Origin of the sequence: Bacteroides faecichinchillae JCM 17102 (assembly GCF_000614145.1) — a bacterium.
GTDB lineage: Bacteria > Bacteroidota > Bacteroidia > Bacteroidales > Bacteroidaceae > Bacteroides > Bacteroides faecichinchillae.
In genome coordinates this window covers 1-25,728 of the sequence record NZ_BAKK01000023.1, presented here as the reverse complement: position 1 = coordinate 25,728, position 25,728 = coordinate 1, and the positions used below count along the sequence as shown (strand labels likewise).

Genomic DNA, 25,728 nt, shown 5'->3' with positions numbered 1-25,728 from the left:
ATGAAACATAACTATATTGCAATATGGATTTGTAGCCTGATAGGCATTTGTTTCCTGATGGGATGTTCGCTGACGAAAAATCTCCCGGAAGGTGAAGTACTGTATACAGGGCAAAAGACAGTTGTGTTGAACGAATCGAAAACACCCATAGGTGACGCTGCTATAACCGAGGTATCGGCTGCTCTTAATAAAACTCCTAGTACCAAAATATTAGGTTTTTTACCATTTCCTTTTAAAGTATGGATGTACAACGATTTTGTGAAGTATAAAAAAGGTTTTGGTCGGTGGATGTTTAACCGTTTTGCAGCTAATCCTCCCGTATTTATCTCTGCGGTCAATCCCGAAGTGCGTATGAAGGCAGCTACTAATTTGCTTCATGATTACGGGTATTTCAATGGGACGGTATCTTATAAAACTGTAGTCGATAAAAAAGATAGTCTGAAAGCTGATATCCTGTATACTGTGGATATGAAGAATCCTTATTTTATTGATACGGTTTATTATCAGCGTTTCACTCCTCAGACTTTGCAGATCATGGAGAAAGGGCGACGTGCATCCTATCTGACACCCGGTGAGCAATTTAATGTAGTAGATTTGGATGACGAGCGTACCCGCATCAGTAGTTTGTTGCGTAACCGCGGCTATTTTTATTTCCGTCCTGATTATATGACTTATCAGGCGGATACCACTCTTGTGCCGGGAGGAAATGTTAGTCTTCGGTTAATTCCAATCCCCGGATTACCAGCTGCTGCTCAACGTCCTTATTATGTGGGAAATGGTTCAGTCTATTTGTTTGGAAAGAACGGAGAAGAACCTAATGACAGTTTGCATTATGGAAACCTGAATATACATTTTTATGATAAATTGCGTGTACGTCCTAATATGCTTTATCGTTGGTTGAACTATCAGGCTTTTGTACGGAATGAACGAATGCGGGCTGCTAATAGTACCCGTCTTTACAGTCAGTATCGTCAGGAGCAGATTCAACAGAAAATAAGTCAGTTAGGGATATTTAGTTATTTTGATTTGCAGTATGCACCTCGGGACACAACAGCTGCTTGTGATACATTGGATGTAACGATCCAAGCTACCTTTGCCAAGCCCTTGGATGCGGAACTTGAATTAAATGTAGTAACCAAGAGCAATGACCAGACAGGTCCTGGTGCTTCTTTTGGTGTTACCCGTAACAATGTATTCGGAGGAGGAGAAAGCTGGAATGTAAAACTAAAAGGTTCTTATGAATGGCAGACTGGAGGAGGCGAGAAAAGTTCTCTAATGAATAGCTGGGAGATGGGAGTTTCTACGTCGTTAACTTTCCCAAGAGCACTTTTCCCGCATTTAGGTAAACGTGAATTCGACTTTCCGGCGTCTACTACTTTTCGTGTGTATATTGATCAGTTGAATCGCGCCAAATATTATAAACTGTTATCATTCGGGGGAAATGCTACTTATGACTTCCAACCCTCACGAACGAGGCGACATAGTATTACTCCATTTAAACTGACATTTAATGTTTTGCAACATCAATCTGATGAATTTCGTCAGATTGCTACTGCTAATCCTGCATTGTATGTTAGTTTGCAAAATCAATTTATCCCTGCAATGGAGTATACCTATACCTATGACAATTCTCCGTTGCGTTGGGTGAAGAATCCTATCTGGTGGCAGTCTACCGTCACTTCTGCCGGGAACCTGACTTCTGTAATTTATCGTGCTTTGGGCAAATCTTTTGATGAACACGGTAAGAGTCTGTTGGGCGCTCCTTTTGCACAGTTTGTGAAGCTGAATTCCGAGATACGTCATCTTTGGAATATGGATAAAAATAATAAAATAGCCAGTCGTCTGGCTTTGGGTGCAATCTTTACCTATGGCAATTCTTTGGTAGCTCCATATAGCGAGCAATTTTATGTAGGAGGTGCCAATAGTATTCGTGCGTTTACGGTACGTAGCATTGGACCGGGTGGCTATCATCCGGCAGAAAGCCAATACTCCTATTTAGATCAAACAGGAACATTCCGTTTCGAAGCCAATATTGAATATCGTTTTCGGATCTTTAGGAGTCTTTGGGGAGCTACTTTCTTGGATGCGGGAAATGTATGGTTACTTCGTAAAGACGAAGATCGTGCAGATTCTCAACTTCGCCTGAAAACCTTTCCCAAGCAAATTGCATTAGGTACAGGAGTCGGTATTCGTTATGATATGGATATTCTTGTGTTCCGTCTCGATTTTGGTATCCCTTTGCATCTTCCTTATGATACTGATAGAAAGGGTTATTACAATGTTACAGGATCTTTCATGAAGAATCTGGGAATACATTTTGCCATCGGTTACCCATTTTAAAGTTTTTTCTTTGGTTCTTTCTTTTGTTTCAAGACAAAAGAAAGAACATTTTTTGTACATTTGCACCGAAAACTGATGCCGATGACATCACTAACCTTTTAATATTACACAAATTATGAAACCAACTTTATTCTTATTGGCAGCCGGTATGGGTAGCGTTATGGTGGCTTGAAGCAATTGGACGGACTAGGTCCTAATGGCGAGACTATTATGGATTATTCTATTTATGACGCCATCAACGCCGGATTTGGCAAACTTGTATTTGTGATCCGCAAAGATTTTGAAAAGGACTTCCGTGATAAAATTATTTCCAAATACGAAGGTCATATCCCATGTGAATTGGTGTTCCAGTCAATTAATGATCTTCCTGAAGGCTTTACTTGTCCGGCAGATCGCACAAAACCTTGGGGTACAAATCATGCTGTAATGATGGGTGCCGATGTGATAAAAGAGCCATTTGCTGTGATTAACTGTGATGACTTTTACGGACGCGATTCTTTCCAGGTAATGGGTAAATTCCTTTCAGCTCTTCCGGAAGGTTCAAAGAATGTTTATTCGATGGTAGGATTCCGTGTGGGAAATACATTGAGTGAAAGTGGTACTGTATCTCGTGGTATTTGTGGTACAGATTCTAACAGCTTGCTGACTTCCGTAGTAGAACGTACTAAGATTCAACGCATCGACGGTGAAGTGAAGTATATCGATGATAATGGTGAGTGGGTTGCAACTCCTGATACGACTCCGGTAAGTATGAATTTTTGGGGATTTACTCCTGATTATTTCCCATATAGTGAAGAATTTTTTCAAGGCTTTCCTGAGTGATCCGAAAAATATGGAGAACTTGAAGAGTGAATTCTTCATTCCATTGATGGTGGATAAATTGATTAATGATGGAACTGCAACCGTAGAAGTATTGGATACTACTAGCAAATGGTTTGGTGTAACTTATCCGGAAGACCGTCAGAGCGTGGTTGATAAGATTCAGGCATTGGTGAATGCTGGAGAATATCCTGCTAAATTGTTCTAATAGCTTGTAACTAGCTGAGAATCCAGCTGATAAGGTAATGGAATTCTTGCTAATTTAGATATATAGCGTAGATAGTGCAAATACTAAGCATTTCTACGCTATTTTTATTTTTTTCCTAGTCTATTACCCTTGTAAACTAATGCGAATCACTATAGTGTTCCGTAAAGTATAATATACTCAAACGAATTAGAATTAATAAATTAATTGTCTCTGGATAGGGAAGCAATTATTTAGAGATACCTATAAGAAGTGTTAGTAAATATGAGCATGTATTATGAACTATATGAGATGCCGGATATCTAAAAGGCAGGAGAGGAGCAACCACTTCATCCCCGGGTAGTTTTTAAGGGAACTATCGATCAAGATGAATTTCTGGATCGTGTCTATTTGTTTACAGGAATGAGTCGCAGTATGTATCAGGTGCTTTGCAATCTTTTCAAAATGAGTTGAGGAATTTACTTGCTGAAGGATGGAGCTCCTGTGATTAAAAAGCGCGATATGCGGGCACAGTCCATTCAATTGAAAATATTAATTATTGTGTAAGTTATCAATTTAAGAAGGAAGTGCGTGGCAGATGAGATTGCAACGTGGTATATCATTTACTCGTCCCAGGAAAAAGGTCAAATGTAATGAGGGATTGGAAATAGTTAATACTTATCTAAAGAAAAATCTCTGCTTGCCCCGTGCTGACTATTGTCAGCTGACGGGGTGTAACAAGAGAACCACTCTTAAGGGGTTGAATATCTTTTATCAAACGCTGAGTACGGATGTACTATGGCAACGGGAAGCAAGTAGTCTAGACGAAAGTGATGGAGCAAACCGTTATAATCGTGCGCTTCTGTCTACAATTTTAATCAGGTTGTATAATTCCTCTACTTCGTCAAGATAAATTTTGTAATCCCTGAACATATCGTTGAGTGAATGACAAGTGATGATACCATGCTCCACATCATGATCTATAATCTGTTTGATAGCAATACCTTCCGTCCGGTGGACGATAATGAAATACCAGTCGTTGATGTGAAGTCTATATCTCCATAAATCCCGTTGTATTTCTCTCGCTAATACGATATCTCCATCGCAGATAGATTCTTTGGTACCGTTATCCATGCTATCTCCTTCTGCTTCAAAAAGCATATACTTTCCATGATAAGTCCGGTCTACAATGACTGGTAAATTAGGAAGGCTTTCCATATAGCCTCATCGTTGTATCCGTTTAAATATCCACACTGGGCGCGGACGTGTACTAAAGGCACGTTCATGAATCCTGTTGTATCCAGGCGATGGGCATTGGGAGAGACAAAGAGATTGGGATTTATATTTCCTTCTTTGATTGAAATAGTAGAATTAGTGCTCTCTGGTTCTTTCTTTGCATACATATCTCCTGTTCCAGAAAATAACCAGTCGTAACTATATTGCGGAAACTTGTCGATTATTTTTTGGCAAGTAGCCCTTGAAGGACTTCTTTTTTCATTGACTAAACGAGTGATAGTCACATTGCTACTCATGCCAATAGCAGTACTGAAGGAATTCTTATTGTATCCTTCGGTTTCCATAATGTATTTTACTCTTTCCCAGCCTTCCATACTTACATTTATTTAATGAGGTTATATGATTAGTTAGCGTATTTGCATATGCCAAACACTTGTTTTAATGCAAAGAAACAAAGAATATTTGGTAGATACAAACATTCGCATTGTTTTATCAAACAATTTACTAACATTTAATTAGCTTTTTATCGCAAGGAGATGAAATTATAAAAATGAAGTATAGAATACTATTGGAAAAGTTATTATTGCAGTAATTTTCACTCGATAAATCAAGTCATGCTTTTAATAATGAGTAAGAAATAACAAGATGGAAATCTATAATTTGTATTCTGATTTGATTGAGTGGATAAATTCAATCAAATCAGAAGAACAGTTGGATTTTACTATGATGACTCCTTGGTTTTTACAATACATCAAATACAGGTTTGTATCTGTCTCAATAATTTTATATAAGTTGGAATATGGTATATTAGAGGAACCTTTTTCATCTGTTGTTTCATAATGATCGTTGAAAAAACATATTTGAGTTTCCAGATCTTTATTTACTTTGTTTAGATCAAATGCTTTAGCAGCCTTTCGGTCCATACCTTTAGTAGCTTTCCAATTGTAGTATATTAAAAACGTGAAAATAATAGCTGCTGGCGGATATGAAGTACTATCACCAGAGAACAAAATTCCTACTATTATCAGTCCGAGAATTATGTTGATGATTGTAATGTTTCGAGAATAATGAAATTCTTTTTTTAATACTTCTCGGTTAAATCTAATATATTCTTCCTTGGTAATTTTGCTTTTTATAGTAAATAAAGATTCCATATTCATTCGGTTTTATCGTTTTTTCTTATATTAATTATTTCCCCGTATTTTAGTAACTTGAGGTTTCATCCTTTTGCAACTGATATCAAGTCTGTAATATTCAGTTGTAAATATAGTTGTTTTTTATGATTCAAACAACTTTTAGATACTAAAAATGATTTTATAAGTTACAGGTTAATGTAAAAGAGAGGTTATATGAGGATGAATAAACTCTTTTTTTATTTACCAACAACTTTCTTTTTCATCTATTAGGTGCTTTTTCCACAGGGATGCGTTATCTTTGCAGTCCAAAATCTTATTAATCAGAGACAGAAGTGATTTCAGTAGAAGGATTATCAGTAGAATTTAATGCAACGCCGTTATTCGAAGACGTTAGCTATGTTATTAATAAAAAAGATCGTATTGCGTTAGTCGGTAAGAATGGTGCAGGTAAATCGACTATGCTGAAAATTTTAGCAGGTCTGCAAATGCCGACACATGGTACGATAGCTGTTCCCAAAGAAGTAACAATAGGGTATTTGCCACAAGTTATGATTCTCTCTGATAACCGTACGGTAATGGGAGAAGCGGAACAAGCTTTTGAAGATATATTTAAACTTCAGGCGCGACTGGAACAAATGAATCAGGAATTAGCCGAGCGGACTGATTATGACTCGGAGGATTACCACCAGTTAATAGAACGTTTCACTCATGCAAACGATCGTTTTCTGATGATGGGAGGTACAAATTATCAGGCAGAGATAGAACGGACTCTGCTGGGGTTGGGATTCAGTAGGGAAGACTTTCAACGTCCTACTGCTGAGTTTTCCGGTGGATGGAGAATGCGCATAGAATTGGCAAAACTACTTTTGCGCCGTCCCGATGTACTTCTGCTTGATGAGCCTACTAATCATCTTGATATCGAAAGTATCCAATGGCTGGAGAATTTTCTTGCAACTCGTGCCAATGCTGTTGTATTGGTCAGCCATGATCGTGCTTTTCTGAATAATGTAACTACTCGTACTATTGAAATCACCTGTGGGCAGATTTATGACTACAAAGTGAAATATGATGAGTTTGTTGTGTTGAGGAAGGAACGTCGTGAGCAGCAACTTCGTGCTTATGAAAACCAACAAAAACAGATCGAAGATACGGAAGCTTTTATTGAACGCTTTCGATATAAAGCAACAAAAGCGGTGCAAGTGCAGAGCCGTATTAAACAGTTGGAGAAGATAGATCGTATTGAGGTTGATGAAGAAGATAACTCTTCATTGCGTTTGAAATTTCCTCCTGCTAGCCGTAGTGGAAGTTATCCTGTAATATGTGAAGATGTTCGAAAAGCTTATGGAGAACATGTTGTTTTCCAAAATGTAAATCTTCGAATCAATCGTGGAGAGAAAATAGCGTTCGTCGGTAAGAATGGTGAAGGTAAATCTACGTTGGTGAAGTGCATTATGAATGAAATTGATTTTGATGGTAAGCTGACCATTGGTCATAATGTACAGATCGGTTACTTTGCACAGAATCAAGCACAAATGTTGGAAGAAAATCTGACTGTTTTTGATACGATTGATAATGTTGCCACAGGCGACATCCGTCTAAAAATACGTGATATCTTAGGGGCATTCATGTTTGGAGGCGAAGCTTCCGATAAAAAGGTGAAAGTGCTTTCCGGAGGTGAACGTACTCGTTTGGCTATGATTAAATTATTGCTCGAACCTGTGAATCTACTGATTCTGGATGAGCCGACCAATCATCTTGATATGCGTTCGAAAGACGTATTGAAAGAGGCCATTCGCGACTTTGACGGAACAGTGATTGTTGTCAGCCATGATCGTGATTTTTTGGATGGGCTTGCGACTAAGGTTTATGAATTTGGTGGTGGTATAGTACGTGAACATTTGGGAGGTATTTACGAATTTCTTCAGAAGAAAAAGATTGATAGCTTGAATGAACTTCAAAAAAGGGTATCTCTTTCTTCTTCTCCTACGACATCTTCCAAAGAAACGGAATCGGAAACAACTCAGCCTTCTGAGAGCAAACTATCCTATGAAGCTCAAAAGGAACTTAATAAGAAAATTAAAAAGCTTGAACGCCAAGTCGCTGAATGTGAATCTTCTATTGAAGAGTCGGAAGCTGCGATTGCCATCCTGGAAGAAAAAATGGCAACACCTGAAGGCTCTTCAGATATGCAGCTCTATGAACGACATCAAAAAATGAAACGGCAATTGGATGATATTGTCGAGGAATGGGAACGTGTCTCGATGGAATTGGAAGAAGCAAAAGGCTAATGTGACGATAAGCTGATAAACAATAAATGAGAATCGAATATAAATAAATTATTCACAATGAAAATAACCAAGTATTTACCAATTCTTGCAGTATGCCTTATGACAACTGGATGCAATAGTAAGAAAGGCGCGGTGCTTGCATCTGGCATCGACCTTGCAAATCTGGATACTACGGCTTTGCCGGGTACTAGTTTTTATCAATATGCCTGTGGAGGTGGATACAAGCTCATCCATTAACAGACGAGTATTCGCGTTTTGGCTCTTTCGATATGCTAAACGAGAATAATCGGGAACAGTTGAAAGGATTGATTGCTGAGCTTGCTGCAAAGAAAGATAATGTTCCGGGTAGTGCAGCTCAGAAAGTGGGTGACCTTTATAACATTGCAATGGATAGCGTAAAACTGAATCAGGATGGTTTTACTCCTATCAAAGAAGAACTGATTGAAATTGATGCTCTTAAAGGTAAAGAAGATATATATGTATATCTTGCTGAAATCCAGAAGAAAGGTATCCGTCCTTATTTCATGCTTTATGTGGGTGCGGACGAAATGAATAGTTCCATGAATATTGTTCAGACTTATCAGGGAGGTTTAGGAATGGGACAACGTGACTATTATCTGGAAAATGACGAACAGACCAAAAAGATTCGTGATAAATATCAGGAACATGTTGCCAAAATGTTCCAATTAGCAGGTTATGATGAGGCTACTGCAAAGAAAGCTGTGACTGCTGTTATGAATATTGAAACACGCCTTGCACAGGCTTCCCGCTCTCAGGTTGAATTACGTGATCCCCATGCCAACTATAATAAGATGGAAATCGAAAAGTTAAAAAAGGATTTTCCGACTTTTAATTGGGATGTTTATTTTACAACTTCCGGACTGAAAGATATTAAAGAAGTAAATGTTTGTCAGCCTGATGCGATGAAAGAAGTAACGGCTATTATTGATACCGTACCTCTTGAAGATCAGAAATTATATCTGAAATGGAACCTGATAGACGCTGCCGCCGGTTATTTGAGTGATGATTTTGTAGCTCAGAATTTTGAATTCTATGGTAAAACAATGTCTGGTAAACAAGAAATGCAGCCTCGTTGGAAACGTGCGGTAAGTACGGTAGATGGTTCTCTAGGTGAGGTTGTCGGACAAATGTACGTGGAGAAATATTTTCCTGCTGCTGCCAAAGAGCGTATGGTAACGCTAGTTAAGAACTTACAGACTTCTTTGGGTGAACGTATCAAGGAATTGGAATGGATGAGCGAACCAACCAAAGAGAAAGCATTGGATAAATTGGCTGCTTTCCATGTAAAGATCGGTTATCCAGACAAATGGAAGGATTACTCTGCACTGGAGATAAAAGATGATTCTTATTGGGCGAACATCGAACGTGCCAATCTGTGGGATTTCAACGAAATGATTTCTAAAGCCGGAAAGCCGGTAGATAAGGATGAATGGTTGATGACTCCTCAAACTGTTAATGCTTATTATAATCCAACCACTAATGAAATCTGTTTCCCAGCAGCTATTCTGCAACCTCCTTTCTTTGATATGAATGCTGACGATGCTGCCAATTATGGAGCTATCGGAGTAGTCATTGGTCATGAAATGACCCATGGTTTTGACGATCAGGGACGTCAATATGACAAAGAAGGAAATCTGAAAGATTGGTGGACGGAAGAAGATGCTAAAAAGTTCGATGAACGTGCGCAAGTAATGGTAAACTTCTTTGATAATATTGAAGTCGCTCCGGGTGTACATGCAAACGGTAGTTTGACTCTGGGTGAGAATATTGCTGATCATGGAGGTTTGCAAGTCTCTTTCCAAGCCTTCAAGAAGGCTATGAAACAAACTCCACTGGAAGTTATGGATGGATTTACTCCTGAACAACGTTTCTTCCTGGCTTATGCTAATGTGTGGGCGGGAAATATCCGTCCTGAAGAAATCCTTCGTTTAACGAAACTTGATCCTCACTCATTGGGTAAATGGCGTGTAGACGGAGCACTGTCTCATATTGGTAAATGGTATGAAGCATTCAATATCACAGAACAGGATTCAATGTTTGTACCGAAAGATAAACGGGTGACTATTTGGTAATATTTTATTAATTAGATAGTAAACGTAAAAAAGCGTTGGCCTTTTCTTGGGAAGAGCTAACGCTTTTTTTTTTATTAATTCCCACCTTATTTATTACGTACGATAAACAATATTTCGTAACTTTGCGCGTCAAATACTTAATAAGCAATTCAATGTCAGAATCTAAAAGAATAAAAACCGCATTGGTATCTGTATACCACAAGGAAGGTTTGGATGAAATTATTACCAAACTTCATGAAGAGGGAGTAGAGTTTCTATCTACAGGTGGAACTCGCCAGTTTATTGAATCATTGGGATATCCTTGCAAAGCAGTGGAAGATTTGACCACATATCCTTCTATTTTGGGTGGTCGCGTAAAGACATTACACCCGAAGATTTTCGGAGGTATTCTTTGCCGTCGTGGTTTGGAACAAGATATACAACAGATCGAAAAATATGAGATTCCTGAAATAGATTTGGTCATTGTTGATTTATACCCGTTTGAAGCCACAGTAGCTTCCGGTGCATCTGAAGCAGATATTATTGAAAAAATCGATATTGGCGGAATTTCTTTGATTCGTGCTGCAGCTAAGAATTACAACGACGTTATAATCGTAGCTTCTCAAGCTCAATATAAACCGTTGCTGGATATGCTGATGGAACATGGTGCTACTTCAACACTTGAAGAACGCCGTTGGATGGCAAAAGAAGCTTTTGCTGTTTCTTCTCACTACGATTCAGCTATTTTTAACTATTTTGATGCAGGTGAAGGTTCTGCTTTCCGTTGCTCAGTAAACAATCAAAAGCAACTTCGTTACGGCGAAAACCCACATCAGAAAGGTTATTTCTATGGAAATCTGGAAGCTATGTTCGACCAGATTCATGGAAAAGAAATTTCATATAATAATCTGCTTGACATCAATGCTGCCGTTGATCTGATTGATGAGTTCGATGATCTTACTTTCGCTATTCTGAAGCATAATAATGCTTGTGGACTGGCTTCTCGTCCGACTGTTTTAGAAGCTTGGGAAGAAGCATTGGCTGGTGATCCAGTTTCTGCTTTCGGAGGAGTTCTGATTACGAATGGCGTGATAGATAAAGCCGCTGCAGAAGAAATCAATAAGATTTTCTTTGAAGTAATCATTGCACCGGATTACGATGTGGATGCGCTTGAAATCCTGGGACAAAAAAAGAACCGTATTATCTTGGTTCGTAAAGAAGCTAAATTGCCGAAAAAACAGTTCCGCGCTTTGTTGAACGGGGTACTAGTTCAGGATAAAGATACAAATATTGAAACGGTAGCCGATCTGAAGACTGTAACAGATAAAGTTCCTACTCCAGAAGAAGTAGAAGATATGCTGTTTGCCAATAAAATTGTGAAAAATAGTAAGTCAAACGCCATTGTCTTGGCAAAAAACAAGCAATTGTTGGCAAGTGGTGTTGGCCAGACATCACGTGTAGACGCCTTGAAACAAGCAATCGAAAAAGCTAAATCATTCGGTTTCGATCTGAATGGTGCAGTGATGGCTTCCGATGCCTTCTTCCCGTTCCCTGACTGTGTGGAAATTGCGGATAAAGAAGGTATTACAGCAGTTATCCAACCGGGTGGCTCTGTAAAAGACGACCTGTCTTTCACTTATTGCAATGAACATGGAATGGCAATGGTGACTACTGGTATCCGTCATTTTAAACACTAATTATTAATGAAGAATGAAGAACTGATAATGAAGGATTGCCGTTGGTAGTATATTCTCATTCTTAATTCTTCATTCTTAATTCCTCATTTAAAAAGTATGGGATTATTCTCTTTTACACAAGAAATAGCGATGGACTTGGGAACAGCCAACACCATCATCATCACAAACGGTAAGATTGTGGTGGATGAGCCTTCGGTTGTAGCCCTGGATCGTCGTACGGATAAGATGATTGCCGTGGGAGAAAAGGCAAAGTTGATGCATGAAAAGACCCACGAAAACATTCGTACTATTCGTCCATTGAGAGATGGAGTGATTGCCGACTTCTATGCTTGCGAGCAAATGATGCGCGGTTTGATTAAACAAGTAAATACTCGTAATCATTTGTTTTCACCTTCTTTACGTATGGTGATAGGTGTGCCGTCGGGAAGTACGGAGGTTGAACTACGTGCTGTGCGCGACTCTGCCGAACATGCTGGTGGACGTGATGTTTATTTGATATTCGAACCAATGGCAGCAGCAATCGGTATTGGTATTGATGTGGAAGCTCCGGAAGGAAACATGATTGTTGATATAGGTGGTGGTTCTACGGAAATTGCCGTAATCTCTTTGGGAGGTATCGTTTCTAATAACTCTATCCGTATTGCTGGTGATGATTTGACTGCTGATATTCAGGAATACATGAGCCGTCAGCATAATGTGAAAGTCAGCGAACGTATGGCTGAACGTATCAAGATCAATGTAGGTGCTGCTTTGACTGAGCTGGGTGAGGATTCTCCGGAAGATTATATCGTTCATGGTCCGAACCGTATTACTGCACTTCCGATGGAAGTTCCTGTATGTTATCAGGAAGTGGCTCACTGTTTGGAAAAATCAATTTCAAAGATTGAGACGGCTATCTTGAGCGCATTAGAAAATACGCCACCCGAATTGTATGCTGATATTGTACACAATGGTATTTATCTTGCTGGTGGTGGTGCGTTGCTTCGTGGTCTGGACAAACGTCTGACGGATAAGATAAATATACCTTTCCATATTGCAGAAGATCCTTTGCACGCAGTAGCTAAAGGTACAGGTGTGGCATTAAAGAATGTAGACCGTTTCTCATTCTTAATGAGATAGGCAAGAGATGCGGAATTTAATCAACTTCCTTTTGAAATACAATTACTGGTTCCTCTTCATCGTATTAGAGGTAGCCAGTTTTGTTTTGTTATTTCGGTTCAATCATTATCAGCAGAGTGCTTTCTTTACCTCTGCCAATGTGATTGTGGGGGCTGTTTATGAAGTTTCCGGAGGAATTTCCTCTTATTTTCACCTAAAATCAGTTAATGAAGATTTGTTAGACCGGAATATGTTGCTCGAACAACAAATTAACAATTTGGAGAAGGCATTGAAAGAACGGCAACTCGATTCTATCACTATCAATAGTATCAAAGAAATACCTCAAACAGATTATCAACTGTTTAAGGCGCATGTTATCAAGAATAGTCTGAATCTGGCAGATAATTATATTACTCTTGATAAAGGTTCTTTGGCTGGTATTCGTTCAGAGATGGGCGTAGTGGATGGAAATGGAATTGTAGGAATCGTATATGAGACTTCTCCGTCTTACTCGGTAGTAATTTCGATATTAAACAGTAAATCTAATATCAGTTGTAAGATTGTTGGCAGCGATTATTTTGGTTATTTGAAATGGGAACATGGGGATTCGCAATATGCTTATCTGAAGGATCTGCCTCGTCATGCTGAATTTAATTTGGGGGATACTGTAGTGACAAGTGGTTTTTCGACTGTCTTTCCTGAAGGTATCATGGTAGGAACGGTAGATGATATGTCCGACTCTAATGATGGTTTATCTTATTTGTTGAAAATTAAATTGGCTACAGATTTCGGTAAATTAAGTGATGTACGGGTTATCGAAAGGAAGGGACAACTGGAACAACAGGAACTTGAAAACAAGGCTGCTAAACAATGATAATTACTTTTATACATAGAATAGGATGGTTTATCGGATTGGTACTGCTTCAGGTATTAATCCTGAATAATGTCCATATTGCCGGATATGCTACTCCCTTTCTCTATATTTACTTTATTCTGAAGTTTAGCTCCGGTACTTCCAGGAATGAACTGATGTTGTGGGCTTTCTTTTTCGGACTTACTATTGATATTTTTGCTGATACTCCTGGCATGAATGCAGCAGCAACTGTTTTTCTAGCTTTTCTTCGACCTTCGTTGTTGCGTCTTTTTACCCCACGTGATACTCTGGATAGTATCATTCCTTCTTTTAAGACAATGGGGATAGCTCCCTTTTTGAAATATACGATTGCAAGTGTCTTTGTACATAGTCTGACATTACTCACCATTGAGTTCTTCTCATTTTCCAGCATACTGCTGTTGTTATTGCGGGTGGTTTCGTGCACTCTTTTGACTGTAACCTGCATTATAGCTGTGGAAGGCATTAGGAGATAGAAATGGCAAAAGATTATATTTTAGAGAAACGAAAGTTTGTGATCGGAGGAGTTGCCGTTTCAATCGTATTAATTTATTTGATACGCCTTTTCGTATTGCAGATCACTACTGATGATTATAAAAAGAATGCTGATAGCAATGCTTTTCTGAATAAAATTCAATATCCTTCACGCGGAGCAATTTATGATCGTAACGGTAAACTATTGGTATTTAACCAACCGGCATACGATATTACTATTATTCCAAAAGAAGTAGAGAATCTGGATACACTTGATTTATGTCAGTCATTAGGAATCACTAGAGAACAGTTCCTGAAAATCATGGCAGATATGAAAGATCGTCGCCGCAATCCGGGATATTCGAGGTATACTAATCAAGTATTTATGTCTCAGCTTTCGGCGGAAGAATGCGGTGTCTTTCAAGAAAAGTTGTTTAAGTTTCGTGGTTTTTATGTGCAGCGTCGTACTATTCGCCAATATTCGTATAATGCAGCTGCACACGCTTTGGGAGATATTGGAGAAATTTCAGCGAAAATGCTTGAGGCTGATGAAGAAGGTTACTATATTCGTGGTGACTATGTAGGTACGTCCGGAGTTGAAAAATCGTATGAGAAATATTTGCGTGGCGAAAAGGGAATTGAAGTTCTGCTCCGGGACGCTCATGGGCGCATACAGGGACACTATATGGATGGACAGTTTGATCGTCCTTCTGTTCCTGGAAAGAATCTGACTTTGGGCTTGGATATTGATCTGCAAATGTTAGGTGAGCGATTATTAAAAAATAAGATTGGCAGTATTGTTGCTATTGAACCGACAACAGGAGAAATTCTTTGTATGGTAACTTCTCCTAATTATGATCCTCATTTGATGATTGGCCGCCAACGTGGAAAGAATCATCTGATGTTGCAACGTGATAAGATGAAACCTCTTTTGAATCGTGCAATTTCAGGAACATATCCTCCGGGATCTACTTTTAAAACAGCACAAGCATTGACATTCTTACAAGAAGGAATTGTAACTAAAGATAGTCCTGCTTTTCCTTGTTCAGGTGGTTTTCATTATGGACGATTGAAAGTTGGTTGTCATACACATGGTTCTCCATTGCCGTTGGTTCCGTCTATTGCTGCATCTTGTAATGCTTATTTTTGTTGGGGATTGTTTCGCATGTTTGGTGACCGGAAATATGGTTCTCCTCAAAATGCTATTACTGTATGGAAAGATCATATGGTATCGCAAGGATTTGGTTATCGGTTGGGTGTCGATATGCCGGGAGAGAAAAGAGGATTAATACCGAATGCTCAGTTTTATGATAAGGCTTACCGAGGACATTGGAATGGACTTACTGTGATCAGTATTTCTATCGGACAAGGTGAAATCGTGACTACTCCTCTTCAGATAGCGAATCTTGGAGCTACTATTGCTAATCGCGGACATTTTATTACTCCGCATATTGTAAAAGAGATACAAGATAATCAATTGGATAGTGCTTATCGTTTCCCACTTTATCCTACCATTGAGAAACGCCATTATGAATCAGTGGTGGAAGGTATGCGGGCGGCAGCTACCGGAGGAACTTGTAAGTTACTGACATCGATGATCCCTGATTTGGAAGCTTGTGGAAAAACCGGAACAGCCCAGAATAAGGGGCATGACCACTCTGCTTTTTTGGGATTTGCACCGATGAATAACCCTAAAATTGCAATTTCTGTTTATGTCGAAAACGGAGGGTGGGGAGCTAACTATGGCGTACCTATCGGTGCATTGATGATGGAACAATATATAAAAGGAAAGCTTTCTCCTAAAAATGAAATAGTAGCAGAAGAATTCAGTAACAAAGTCATATTATATGGTAACGAGGAACGATAGTTTGTGGAAAACACTGGATTGGACAACGATTTGTATTTATTTGATTCTGATTGTTGCAGGATGGTTTAGTGTCTGCGGGGCTAGTTATGATTATGGAGATCGTGATTTCTTGGATTTTTCTACTCGTGCCGGCAGGCAGTTTGTCTGGATTGTCTGTTCATTTGGACTCGGCTTTGTGCTATTGATGTTGGAGGACCGAATGTATGATATGTTTGCCTACATTATATATATAGGATTCGTTTTATTACTAATCGTTACCATTTTTATAGCACCGGATACGAAAGGTTCCCGTTCTTGGTTAGTAATGGGACCTGTTAGTCTGCAACCGGCGGAGTTTGCCAAGTTTGCTACGGCATTAGCACTTGCCAAGTATATGAATTCTTATTCGTTCAATATAAAGAAAGAGAAATCTGCCTTGGCCCTGGGATTAATTATACTTCTTCCAATGTTGCTAATTATTGGACAAAAGGAAACTGGCTCGGCATTGGTATATTTGGCTTTCTTCTTGGTTTTGTATCGTGAAGGAATGCCCGGAGTTGTATTATTTGCCGGAGTATGTGCGGTTTTGTATTTCGTAGTCGGGATCCGTTTTGATGAAATATATATAGCAGATACGCCCACTCCTTTAGGAGAATTTATAGTATTACTGCTGGTTTTGTTATTTGCTGGTGGGATGGTTTGGGTATACCGTAAAAAGTGGAAACCAACACGAAATATAATCGGAGGAAGTTTGCTTATTTTGCTTATTGCTTATCTTATATCAGAATATTGGATACATTTCAGCTTAGTTTGGGTGCAATGGGGATTATGTATCATTACGATAGGTTATTTATTTTATCTGGCACTGGGTGAACGGCAGCGTTCTTACTTTTTGATAGCTCTCTTTGCAATAGGTTCTATTGGCTTTTTATATTCCAGTAGTTATGTATTCGACAATGTATTGAAGCCCCATCAGCAAGTTCGAATCAAAGTTGTATTAGGCTTGGAAGAAGATTTAATAGGTGCAGGTTATAATGTAAATCAATCTAAGATTGCTATAGGTTCCGGTGGTTTGACGGGAAAAGGCTTTTTGAATGGAACACAGACTAAATTGAAGTATGTGCCGGAACAAGATACTGATTTTATTTTCTGTACAGTAGGAGAGGAGCAAGGTTTTGTGGGGGCAGCAGCTGTCCTGGTAGCTTTTCTTGTGTTGATTCTCCGGCTGATCGCTTTGGCAGAACGGCAACCTTCTACCTTTGGACGTGTGTATGGATATTCGGTAGTCAGTATTATCCTTTTCCACTTATTTATAAATGTTGGAATGGTGTTGGGATTAACCCCGGTAATTGGTATTCCTTTGCCGTTTTTTAGTTATGGAGGTTCTTCTTTGTGGGGCTTTACGATATTACTATTTATCTTTCTGAGGATTGATTCAGGACGAGGCAGAAGACTTTAATCATGTTTCTTTTCAATACGAATACCAATATCATTGAGACCATTTAGTTTCTCATCTTTCATTCCGTTTACAATTCTGAATGTATAATTTCCGGGATATAACGGACGAACGGATTTAAAGAATACAGCCGACTGATAAATATTCCCCCAACCATTTCCTAGCCATTTCCCTGTGGAATCTGCCAAGTTAATAGTTATTGTATCCGTAAGAAATACAGTGGAATCCTGTAAATTCTGGCTAATGAATAAATAAAGATTGTGATAGGGATAATTACTCTTGTTACGAACCTCTGTAAATAATCTGAATGTAGGTGGAATGGAATCAGTAATAGGAATCTGAAAAGAGAGTGTGTCACTCTTTGTCCATCCCTCATTGGGAAGTGCTTGATAAGAGTGATACACTGTATTCTCATTGCACGCTGCTGTCAGGCAAGCGCTGAATAAACAAAATAAACTATTCCTGAACAGGTTTTTCATTATTTTGTGGTTTCTCTTGATTTTTGTTTCTTTCCGGTTTTGGAGAACGTTCCTGATTAGGCTGACGGTCTTGTGCTTGAGGGCGTTGTTGTCCTTGCGGGCGTTCTTGCCCACGTTCCTGATTAGGTTGGGGTTCGGAATTCAGATTTTGTTGTCTTTCAGGATTCGTTCCCCTCTCAGGGCGTCTGTTTTCAGTATTCCGTCCTTGATTCTGTCCCCTATTCCGGTTGTTATTCTTCGGGCGATTTTCTCTGTCACTCCTATTCATGTTCTCATTTTCAACACCCTGCGGACGTTTCTCATTGTTATCTCGTGGAACTTGTTGCAAACGATTTCCATCTTCTATTTCCTGTTGTGAGCGATTTCCATTTTCAGCTTGTTGCTGTGGGCGGTTATTGTTATTTCCTTTTTTCTTCTTTTTATTCCGGTTACCGTTATTGTTTCCGTCTTTGTTTTTGCTACGGTCAAAACGAGTTAAACTTTCCTGTTCCAGCAAATCTATTGGTTTTTTCGGTTCTTGTTTGTTTTCAGCTTCCAACAAACTATCAGGTTTCATGCCTTTCTTATTCATTGCGATCACTTCGAAAGCACGTTTCCCACTGATAGTAACCAGATTAGCTGGGAAATTCTTGTCGGTTGAATAAGAAATCTGATTATTCAGAATATCTGCTTTGAAGAAATAGAAAGTACCATCCTTAGTTTCCAGTTCGATTTCTTTGGAAGGAAGTCGTTTTTGGGCTTCTACATAACAATCTACCTCGTAATTCAGGCAACATTTCAGTTTGGCACATTGTCCGGCAAGCTTTTGAGGATTCAGAGAGATATCCTGATAACGAGCAGCACTCGTTGAAACTGAAACAAAGCTTGTCATCCATGTCGCGCAGCAAAGTTCACGACCACAAGGACCGATTCCTCCGATACGTCCAGCTTCCTGGCGAGCACCAATCTGCTTCATTTCAATGCGGACGCGGAATGCTTCAGCAAGTACTTTAATCAGTTGACGGAAATCTACACGTTCGTCGGCAATATAGTAAAAGATAGCTTTATTACCGTCTCCCTGATATTCCACGTCACCAATCTTCATGTTCAGATTCAGACTCAAAGCAATCTGACGTGCACGAATCATTGTGGCGTGTTCTTTAGCCTTAGCTTCATTGAATTTTTCCATGTCCACCGGTTTTGCTTTCCGGTAGATTCTTTTGATTTCGGTATCTGCTTTGAAATTAGCCTTCTTCATTTGCAGAGGAACCAATCTTCCAGTCAGTGTTACCACACCAATATCGTGTCCAGGTGCAGCTTCCACAGCCACTACATCCCCTTTTTCAAGTTTGATCTTATTACTGTTGCGATAATACCCTTTCCGAGTATTTTTGAATTGTACCTCAACCATATCACATTCCTCTGCATTGCCCGGTATGTCTGCCAACCAATCATAGGTGTTCAGTTTATTATCTTGTCGGGAGCATCCTTTACAACAAAGGCCGCCGCTCCCATTATGAAGTTTATATTCCATAGTTTTATATATTAATTTATTGCTTCAACAGTACAATCATTTTCAGTGAGAAATCAAAAAATACCATCTTAGCATTTACATTCTGTTCAATATGTAGTTGTGCTTCGCTTAGTTCGTCCATGATTCCCATAACATTGCGTTCATTAACGAAGGGAGCAAAGCGGGATGCAAAATTCTGTTCGTTGACCGTCATATAAATCAGATCGCGTTGATGTAGGTTGTAGATAAAATTTTCCCGGGTCATATGCTGACAATATTCCAAAAAGTTCTTTTGGCGTTCTCGTCCCATGGCAGCTACCTGTTCGCTCCACACTTTCATCTCTCTGATTTTTCGTTGGTAGGACAATCGCATCAGGCTGACGAATAAATCGAAGAACAATTGGTTTTCTTCATTCAGATGAATCGTTTCAAGTGCTTTGATAAAGTTTCCGTTTGCCAGATGGGCAATGGAAAGACTATCGGCAGGTTGAATACCATACTTGGTTTGAAGTATCCGGTCAATTTTGCTTTCATCTATTTTCCGTACATTCATCCGTTGCGTACGGCTTAAAATAGTAGGAAGAATCATTTCCGGTACTTCCGATACAAGCAAAAAGATGGTTTTCTCCGGTGGCTCTTCGAGTAGTTTCAGTAATTTGTTGGCACATACCGGATGCATCTTTTCCGGTAACCAGACAATCGTTATCTTGAATCCTCCTTCGCTAGACTTCAAACAGAGTTTCTTCATAATCTCGTCGCTCTCTTTCGCATATATCAATGCCTGAGAGTTCTCCGCATCCATTTCGTTTAACCAATGGTTCAGGTTGAAATAAGGATTATTCAGAACAAAGGGGCGCCAGTCCGCAATATAATCATTGCATACTTCCCGTTTCCCTTTCGCACTCTTGACGATAGGAAAGACAAAATGTACATCTGGATGAACGAGTTTATTAAATTTAACGCAGGACGGACATGTGCCACAAGCATCAGTTTCTCCGCGGTTGGTACAACTAATATAGCGTGCATAGGCAATAGCTAGTGGCATTTTTCCGACTCCTTCCGGTCCACAAATGAGCTGGGCATGTGGAATCCGTCCTTCATTCACATCCAGAATAAGTCGTTGCTTAATTTCTTCTTGTCCGATTACGTCTCTAAAAAACATATCAATAAATTGCTTTTGCTACTTTTTTAATACTGTCTACTGCTCCGATAGAGTAGAAATGAATACTGGGAACTCCATGATCCATCAACTCTTTGCATTGTGCTACACACCATTCAATGCCCACTTGTTCGGCTTCCGCATCGTTTTTACATTTCAGAGTTTCTTTTACTAACTCTTCCGGCAAGTCTACTTTGAATGTTTTTGGCACCATACTCAATTGAGACAGCTTTTTGAAAGGCTTGATCCCGGGAATAATAGGCACATTGATACCTGCAGTTTTCGCTTGTTCTACAAACTCAAAGTATTTTTTGTTATCATAGAACAGTTGTGTCACAGCATATTCAGCTCCAGCTTCCACTTTCTTTTTCAGCCAATAGAGGTCGGATTCTATATTGGGTGCCTCTTCATGCTTCTCTGGGTAACAAGCTACTCCAAAAGAGAAAGGAGAATTGGTAACTTTCATTTCCGACCCATCAACAAAAATACCTTTATTGAAATTATTGATTTGTTCTTGTAATTCGATTGCATGATGGTAGCCGTCACCTTCAGGGGTAAATACTGATTCATGTTTCGCCTTGTCACCACGTAGGACAAGCAGATCTGTAATATTCAGAAACTGTAAGTCCAGCAATACATATTCAGTCTCTTCGCGAGTGAAACCACTGCATAAAAGATGAGGAACTACCGTAATATTATATTTATTCTGAATGGCAGCGGCTACAGCAACTGTTCCCGGGCGTCTTCTCAAACGGTTTCGTTGGAAAAGCCCGTTACCTAAATCTTTGTATACGTATTCGCTGCGATGGGTGGTGATATTGATATATTTCGGATCAAATTCTCGAAGAGTGTCGATTGTTTGATACAGCTTTTCTATTCCGGTTCCTTTCAGTGGAGGAAGAATTTCGAAAGAAAAAGCTGTTTTTTCGTTGCTATGTATTAAGTCAATTACTCTCATTCTTTTTTGTAAATGTTCGTTGTTTATTTATATTAAACGTGCATATTGGGACAAAAATACGAAAAAAGAAAGATTTCTCTCTTGTTTTTTCCTAAAATAGTTTGGTACCAATGCTATTAAATTGGTGAAAGGTTACTTGTTTATTGTTGAATGGATAGAAAATATGTGAAATATTCTGATTTATATGATAATTTGGTTGTATATTTATGGCATATTTTCTAACACAAGTAATCTTTGATAATGATAAGTTAATGGGTCAATCGATGGAAATATACGATGGTTATTTTAACGTACCGGGCATTTTGTCCCAATGTGTTTACATAGTTATGCCATTAGCTGACGGATTCTTGTGGAATTCTAAAAAGTCGGATGAATATAAAATAATAAATAATTTGCTATATGGACAGACCGTTTTTTTCTGAATTAATTTGTACTTGTTTACTGTTTTTCTTTGCTACTGTTGCGGAAGCTCAAAATAAGATGGAAAGAGAAAACAATGTAGTAAGAGTCGATCCCTCTTCATGGTGTGCAATAGACGGACAGGGTAATGTAATAGATCCTGAAACTGCAATTTATCCGGATATAACAGAACGAAATAATAAGTTCGTGGGTATTTTCTATTTTATTTGGCATGGTTGCCATGGATATGACAAACCTGCCAATTATAATGATGTCCAAATACCCGCTGTTACAGATGTGAAAAGTCCTTATGATCTTTCGAAAATACTAGCAAAGGACTCGGTAAATCCTCAATGGGGACCTGCTCATGCCATGCATCACTGGGGAGAACCTTATCTTGGATACTATGTATCAAATGATGAGTGGGTGATACGCAAACATGCTCAAATGTTATCAGATGCAGGTGTGGATGTGGTTATTTTTGATGTAACCAATGCATATACATATATCCCTGTTGTGAAAAAAATCATGGATATTTATACTCAAATGCGGCATGAAGGAAGTTCGACTCCTCAGTTTGCTTTTATCTTGAGTTCTTCATCGTCCAATACATTTAATACTTTGTATTCGGAGATATATGCGAAGAAGTTATATCAAGATTTGTGGTTTCGATGGTTGGATAAACCTTTGATTCTGGTAGACCCGAATGCAGTTCCTGTTGCTTGCAAAGATATGTTTACCATACGCCATTCATGGTATTTATGGAATAATAAAGGAGTGGATACTTGGTTTGGAGATGGGGTAGACAAATGGCCGTGGGCAGGATTGTATCCGCAACAACCCGGTATCCATGAAGGAAAGAATGAATTTGTATCGGTGGCTGCTGCTACTCATCCTATATCAAATATCGGACGTAGTTTTGATGTAAAGACTAATACCGAACCTAAGGTTTTTTCTTCAGGTAAAGGTACTTATTTTCAAAGCCAGTTTAATCGGGCGATGGACTTGGATCCTTCATTTTTGTTTTTTACAGGGTGGAATGAGTGGACTGCCCAACGCCAGATTGCGTCGCGGAATAATGAAGTTTCGATGCCTGACCGGAATGTTCAAAAAGGAGATACCTATTTTGTCGATCAATACAATCATGAATTTAGTAGAGATATAGAACCTGTCAAGGGAGATTTCGGGGATAACTATTATTATTTGCTTGTAGATTATATTCGGAAGTTTAAAGGAGTTCATAGACAGCCCGTAACAGAAAAAAAACACAAGATTAAGATTGACGGGAATATGATGGATTGGCAAAAAGTAAATACTGTATATGCTGACGATCAGGGAGATACAAAACATCGTAATCATTTTGGTTGGGGGCGGCTGGGTACACTGGTCAATACAACAGGGAGAAATGATATCATTCTATCAAAAGTAGCAACTGACGGTACAAACTTATTCTTTTATGTGAAAACAGCTGAACCCATCACACCTTGCAATGATTTGAACTGGATGCAACTGTTTATTCAGGTACGAGGAAATAATGCTCCGTCGTGGGAAGGTTTCCAGTTTGTAGTGAACAGAACAGGTGTGGATACTGATAAAACAATATTAGAGAAATGTAAAGGTGGATGGGGTTGGGATAAAGTGAAGTCCGTTTCTTATCGTATTAAGAATAATGAAATGGAATTATCTATTCCAATAAGATGCCTTTCAATCGTAGATACTACTAACTTTTCTATTGATTTTAAATGGATAGATAATGCAGTTGCCGATGGAGACATTCAGACTTGTATGCGTGATGGTGATTCAGCTCCTAATGGACGTTTTCGATATCGTTTTGTTTATAGTAAAAGATAATTAATATTATAGCAAAAATATATTAAAGTATTCTGGATAAGTTCCAGTATTTAATTACTTGAATATTTTTCTGCTGTATAGACTTAACCTGAGTTTGCATAAGGTTTCTATGAGATTTTGATACATGGAAACTTTTGGGTGTGAACTCAGGTTAAATTAGAATTTACTTTTCAAGGAAAGACTTCTTCATTCTGGCAATATCTGTTAAATAATCCTGTAAGTCTTGCTCATGTTCTTCTTCTTCTGCAAGAATTTGTTTTGCAATGTCACAGGTTGTAAAATCTTTGCCATTAGTGAAGTTGGCAATTTCCTGATAACGTAGAATTGCACAACGTTCAGAAGCTACATTGTCTTTTAGCAAACTAACCGAATCGAACTCATTAGGAGCGTCATATTTGCATCTAGCCAATTCAAACCATTTTTTAGGGTCCAATACGGGGACACCTTCTAATTCGATAATTCGGTTGGCAAGCAGTTGAGCATGATGGCGTTCTTCTTCTGCGTGTTCTTCGAATTCACCTTGCACATCAGCACGCATTGCCCCTTCTACCACCAGAGCACCTACCCAATATTGATAGTATGCTAACCATTCTTCGGCTAATGCGGCATTTAATTGTGAAATCAAACTTTCAATGTCTAATTTTCCCTGTAAGATTTTTACACTTTCTCTAGCCATAATTTAATGTTTAAGTTATATGTTTAAGTCGTTTTGGTAACAGATAAAATATGCTTTTGTTTGCGATTTGTGGAAGATTTAACAGAAATAATCTGAGATGTGATTGAGGTGAACTATATACTCTAATCTTTATACATAAAAAAATGAAAGAATAAGAATATTGATCGAGGAAATTGTTTACTTTTGTATTGTATTTCATTAAGAAATATATTTCGTAGACTAGGAGATATCTAGTTATTATCTGCCACTATAAATCTGGTAAATTTGTGCATACGCAGATAGTAAATGAGAAATCTTCATGTTCAGTTTGATTATAACTTAGGTTATATATTCTCTGGGCGTGGAGCTATTGCTCATTGTCCGTATGCGGGTTTACCAGAACCTTTAGTGGAATAATAGTAATAGTTCCTGCGCCCTTTTCCTAGGGGGAGTGCGGAACGGCAATTAAAATTTTAAATGATGGAAAATCGCGTTTATTCTTGCCGTATGAAGGTTGATTTGGAAAGGTCAAGTGATAAGATTATGTTCTTGAAAGAGAATTGGGTCTCTTTGTTTGACGACATAGAATGTGGCTCAATGGGGACTAAAGACGATGTATGTGCACGTTGTTTGCTTAGTACTGCACTGAAATTGATTCAGAATGAACGAAAGCGTTCTATATTTGATACGCTAAAAGTGAAATGGAACTTGTTGTTTCATAAGAAGCGCTAACCAAATATACGGAATTAATTATTTATTTTAATTCTGCAATTAAAACTTGAATTCAGTACTCAACGTTTTTTTGCTCGTTTTATTGTCACTTGTCACTTTTATGAGATAATATATTGATAATTAATGTAGTATTTGTGATAATAGAGTGGTGATAATAAGAAATTTGTACGTTTTATTGTCACCTTTCATGGTCTTATTATCACCTTTCTTCATCATCATTATCTTTTACTTTCATTTTGAATCATTTATTAATAATCAATGATTAATGCAAGCAGTTAAAATAATTTTCTAATCTCTCTCTTCTATGTTTATCAGGTGTTTTTCTATTGATTTTTTTCGTTCAAGCACGAGTGGTAAAAGTTTTAAATGTTATAAAATAATATTTTGGTGTCGAATATATTCATAATATTGAATGAGATCTCCTATAAATTGTATTTTTATCATATATATATTGATTGTTCCATT

18 protein-coding genes and 3 pseudogenes are annotated in these 25,728 nt (G+C 38.5%); 13 read left to right on the top strand and 8 right to left on the bottom strand.

Translation table 11 applies throughout. From position 1 onward, the window contains the following. The 3 genes and pseudogenes from tamL to JCM17102_RS32470 all read left to right on the top strand — a co-directional run bounded on the left by tamL (position 1) and on the right by JCM17102_RS32470 (position 4,167). Positions 1-2,340, top strand: coding sequence for a translocation and assembly module lipoprotein TamL (gene tamL / locus JCM17102_RS12370; RefSeq protein WP_025075359.1), 2,340 nt, complete (start codon positions 1-3; stop codon positions 2,338-2,340). A gap of 115 nt (positions 2,341-2,455) precedes the next feature. Beyond that, positions 2,456-3,367 (top strand): annotated as a pseudogene (locus JCM17102_RS27475) (nucleotidyltransferase family protein). A gap of 261 nt (positions 3,368-3,628) precedes the next feature. Continuing rightward, positions 3,629-4,167: pseudogene (locus JCM17102_RS32470) on the top strand (HU family DNA-binding protein). A 22-nt stretch (positions 4,168-4,189) separates the two neighbouring features. Here the strand turns inward: JCM17102_RS32470 and JCM17102_RS31710 are convergent. From JCM17102_RS31710 to JCM17102_RS12355, 3 genes are all read right to left on the bottom strand, one after another. Then, positions 4,190-4,561, bottom strand: a complete 372-nt coding sequence (locus tag JCM17102_RS31710; protein ID WP_051572900.1) for a hypothetical protein — start codon at positions 4,559-4,561, stop codon at positions 4,190-4,192. Continuing rightward, positions 4,528-4,953, bottom strand: a complete 426-nt coding sequence (locus tag JCM17102_RS31705) for a helix-turn-helix domain-containing protein (protein ID WP_051572898.1) — start codon at positions 4,951-4,953, stop codon at positions 4,528-4,530. The genes JCM17102_RS31710 and JCM17102_RS31705 overlap by 34 nt, the downstream gene beginning before the upstream one ends. 279 nt (positions 4,954-5,232) lie before the next feature. Then, positions 5,233-5,733: a YcxB family protein gene (locus tag JCM17102_RS12355; RefSeq protein WP_033886796.1), complete on the bottom strand. Its 501-nt coding sequence runs from the start codon at positions 5,731-5,733 to the stop codon at positions 5,233-5,235. 314 nt (positions 5,734-6,047) lie between these two features. Here JCM17102_RS12355 and JCM17102_RS12350 point away from each other — a divergent pair, with 314 nt between their 5' ends. The 8 genes and pseudogenes from JCM17102_RS12350 (at position 6,048) to rodA (ending at position 17,541) form a co-directional block, all read left to right on the top strand. Continuing rightward, complete coding sequence (locus JCM17102_RS12350; protein ID WP_025075357.1) at positions 6,048-8,003, top strand: ABC-F family ATP-binding cassette domain-containing protein; 1,956 nt, start codon at positions 6,048-6,050, stop codon at positions 8,001-8,003. Positions 8,004-8,060: 57 nt separating this feature from the next. Then, a pseudogene (locus JCM17102_RS27465) lies at positions 8,061-10,096 on the top strand (M13 family metallopeptidase). 152 nt (positions 10,097-10,248) lie between these two features. After that, positions 10,249-11,772, top strand: a complete 1,524-nt coding sequence (purH, locus tag JCM17102_RS12340) for a bifunctional phosphoribosylaminoimidazolecarboxamide formyltransferase/IMP cyclohydrolase (RefSeq protein WP_025075356.1) — start codon at positions 10,249-10,251, stop codon at positions 11,770-11,772. Positions 11,773-11,868: 96 nt separating this feature from the next. Beyond that, entirely contained in the window at positions 11,869-12,891 is a 1,023-nt protein-coding gene (locus tag JCM17102_RS12335) for a rod shape-determining protein (protein ID WP_025075355.1), read from the top strand. A gap of 7 nt (positions 12,892-12,898) precedes the next feature. Continuing rightward, positions 12,899-13,744 (top strand): rod shape-determining protein MreC, encoded by an 846-nt coding sequence (gene mreC, locus JCM17102_RS12330; protein ID WP_025075354.1) that lies wholly within the window; start codon positions 12,899-12,901, stop codon positions 13,742-13,744. Beyond that, on the top strand, positions 13,741-14,238 hold the full coding sequence (mreD, locus tag JCM17102_RS12325) for a rod shape-determining protein MreD (protein ID WP_025075353.1): 498 nt from the start codon (positions 13,741-13,743) through the stop codon (positions 14,236-14,238). Before mreC ends, mreD begins: the two co-directional genes overlap by 4 nt. 2 nt (positions 14,239-14,240) lie before the next feature. Beyond that, positions 14,241-16,103, top strand: coding sequence for a penicillin-binding protein 2 (gene mrdA, locus JCM17102_RS12320; RefSeq protein ID WP_025075352.1), 1,863 nt, complete (start codon positions 14,241-14,243; stop codon positions 16,101-16,103). Further along, positions 16,084-17,541: a rod shape-determining protein RodA gene (gene rodA / locus JCM17102_RS12315; RefSeq protein ID WP_025075351.1), complete on the top strand. Its 1,458-nt coding sequence runs from the start codon at positions 16,084-16,086 to the stop codon at positions 17,539-17,541. Before mrdA ends, rodA begins: the two co-directional genes overlap by 20 nt. On the opposite strand, the gene gldH is transcribed toward rodA, so the two are convergent. Genes gldH through metF form a run of 4 tightly spaced genes read right to left on the bottom strand, consistent with a single transcriptional unit; the run spans position 17,538 to position 21,626 of the window. After that, positions 17,538-18,017, bottom strand: coding sequence for a gliding motility lipoprotein GldH (gene gldH, locus JCM17102_RS12310; protein WP_025075350.1), 480 nt, complete (start codon positions 18,015-18,017; stop codon positions 17,538-17,540). The genes rodA and gldH overlap by 4 nt on opposite strands. Beyond that, positions 17,995-19,530 carry a PSP1 domain-containing protein gene (locus JCM17102_RS12305; RefSeq protein WP_025075349.1) on the bottom strand — a complete coding sequence of 512 codons (1,536 nt, stop codon included), beginning with the start codon at positions 19,528-19,530 and terminating at the stop codon, positions 17,995-17,997. Before JCM17102_RS12305 ends, gldH begins: the two co-directional genes overlap by 23 nt. A 16-nt stretch (positions 19,531-19,546) precedes the next feature. Next, on the bottom strand, positions 19,547-20,671 hold the full coding sequence (locus JCM17102_RS12300; protein ID WP_025075348.1) for a DNA polymerase III subunit: 1,125 nt from the start codon (positions 20,669-20,671) through the stop codon (positions 19,547-19,549). Between the two features lies 1 nt (position 20,672). Continuing rightward, positions 20,673-21,626, bottom strand: a complete 954-nt coding sequence (metF, locus tag JCM17102_RS12295; protein WP_025075347.1) for a methylenetetrahydrofolate reductase [NAD(P)H] — start codon at positions 21,624-21,626, stop codon at positions 20,673-20,675. A 399-nt stretch (positions 21,627-22,025) separates the two neighbouring features. Between metF and JCM17102_RS12285 the strand changes: the two genes are divergently transcribed. Next, positions 22,026-23,876 (top strand): hypothetical protein, encoded by a 1,851-nt coding sequence (locus JCM17102_RS12285; protein ID WP_025075345.1) that lies wholly within the window; start codon positions 22,026-22,028, stop codon positions 23,874-23,876. A gap of 163 nt (positions 23,877-24,039) precedes the next feature. On the opposite strand, the gene JCM17102_RS12280 is transcribed toward JCM17102_RS12285, so the two are convergent. Then, positions 24,040-24,552, bottom strand: coding sequence for a ferritin-like domain-containing protein (locus tag JCM17102_RS12280; protein ID WP_025075344.1), 513 nt, complete (start codon positions 24,550-24,552; stop codon positions 24,040-24,042). Between the two features lie 456 nt (positions 24,553-25,008). Between JCM17102_RS12280 and JCM17102_RS12275 the strand changes: the two genes are divergently transcribed. Next, positions 25,009-25,263: a hypothetical protein gene (locus tag JCM17102_RS12275; protein WP_025075343.1), complete on the top strand. Its 255-nt coding sequence runs from the start codon at positions 25,009-25,011 to the stop codon at positions 25,261-25,263. The last annotated feature ends 465 nt before the right edge of the window (positions 25,264-25,728 follow it).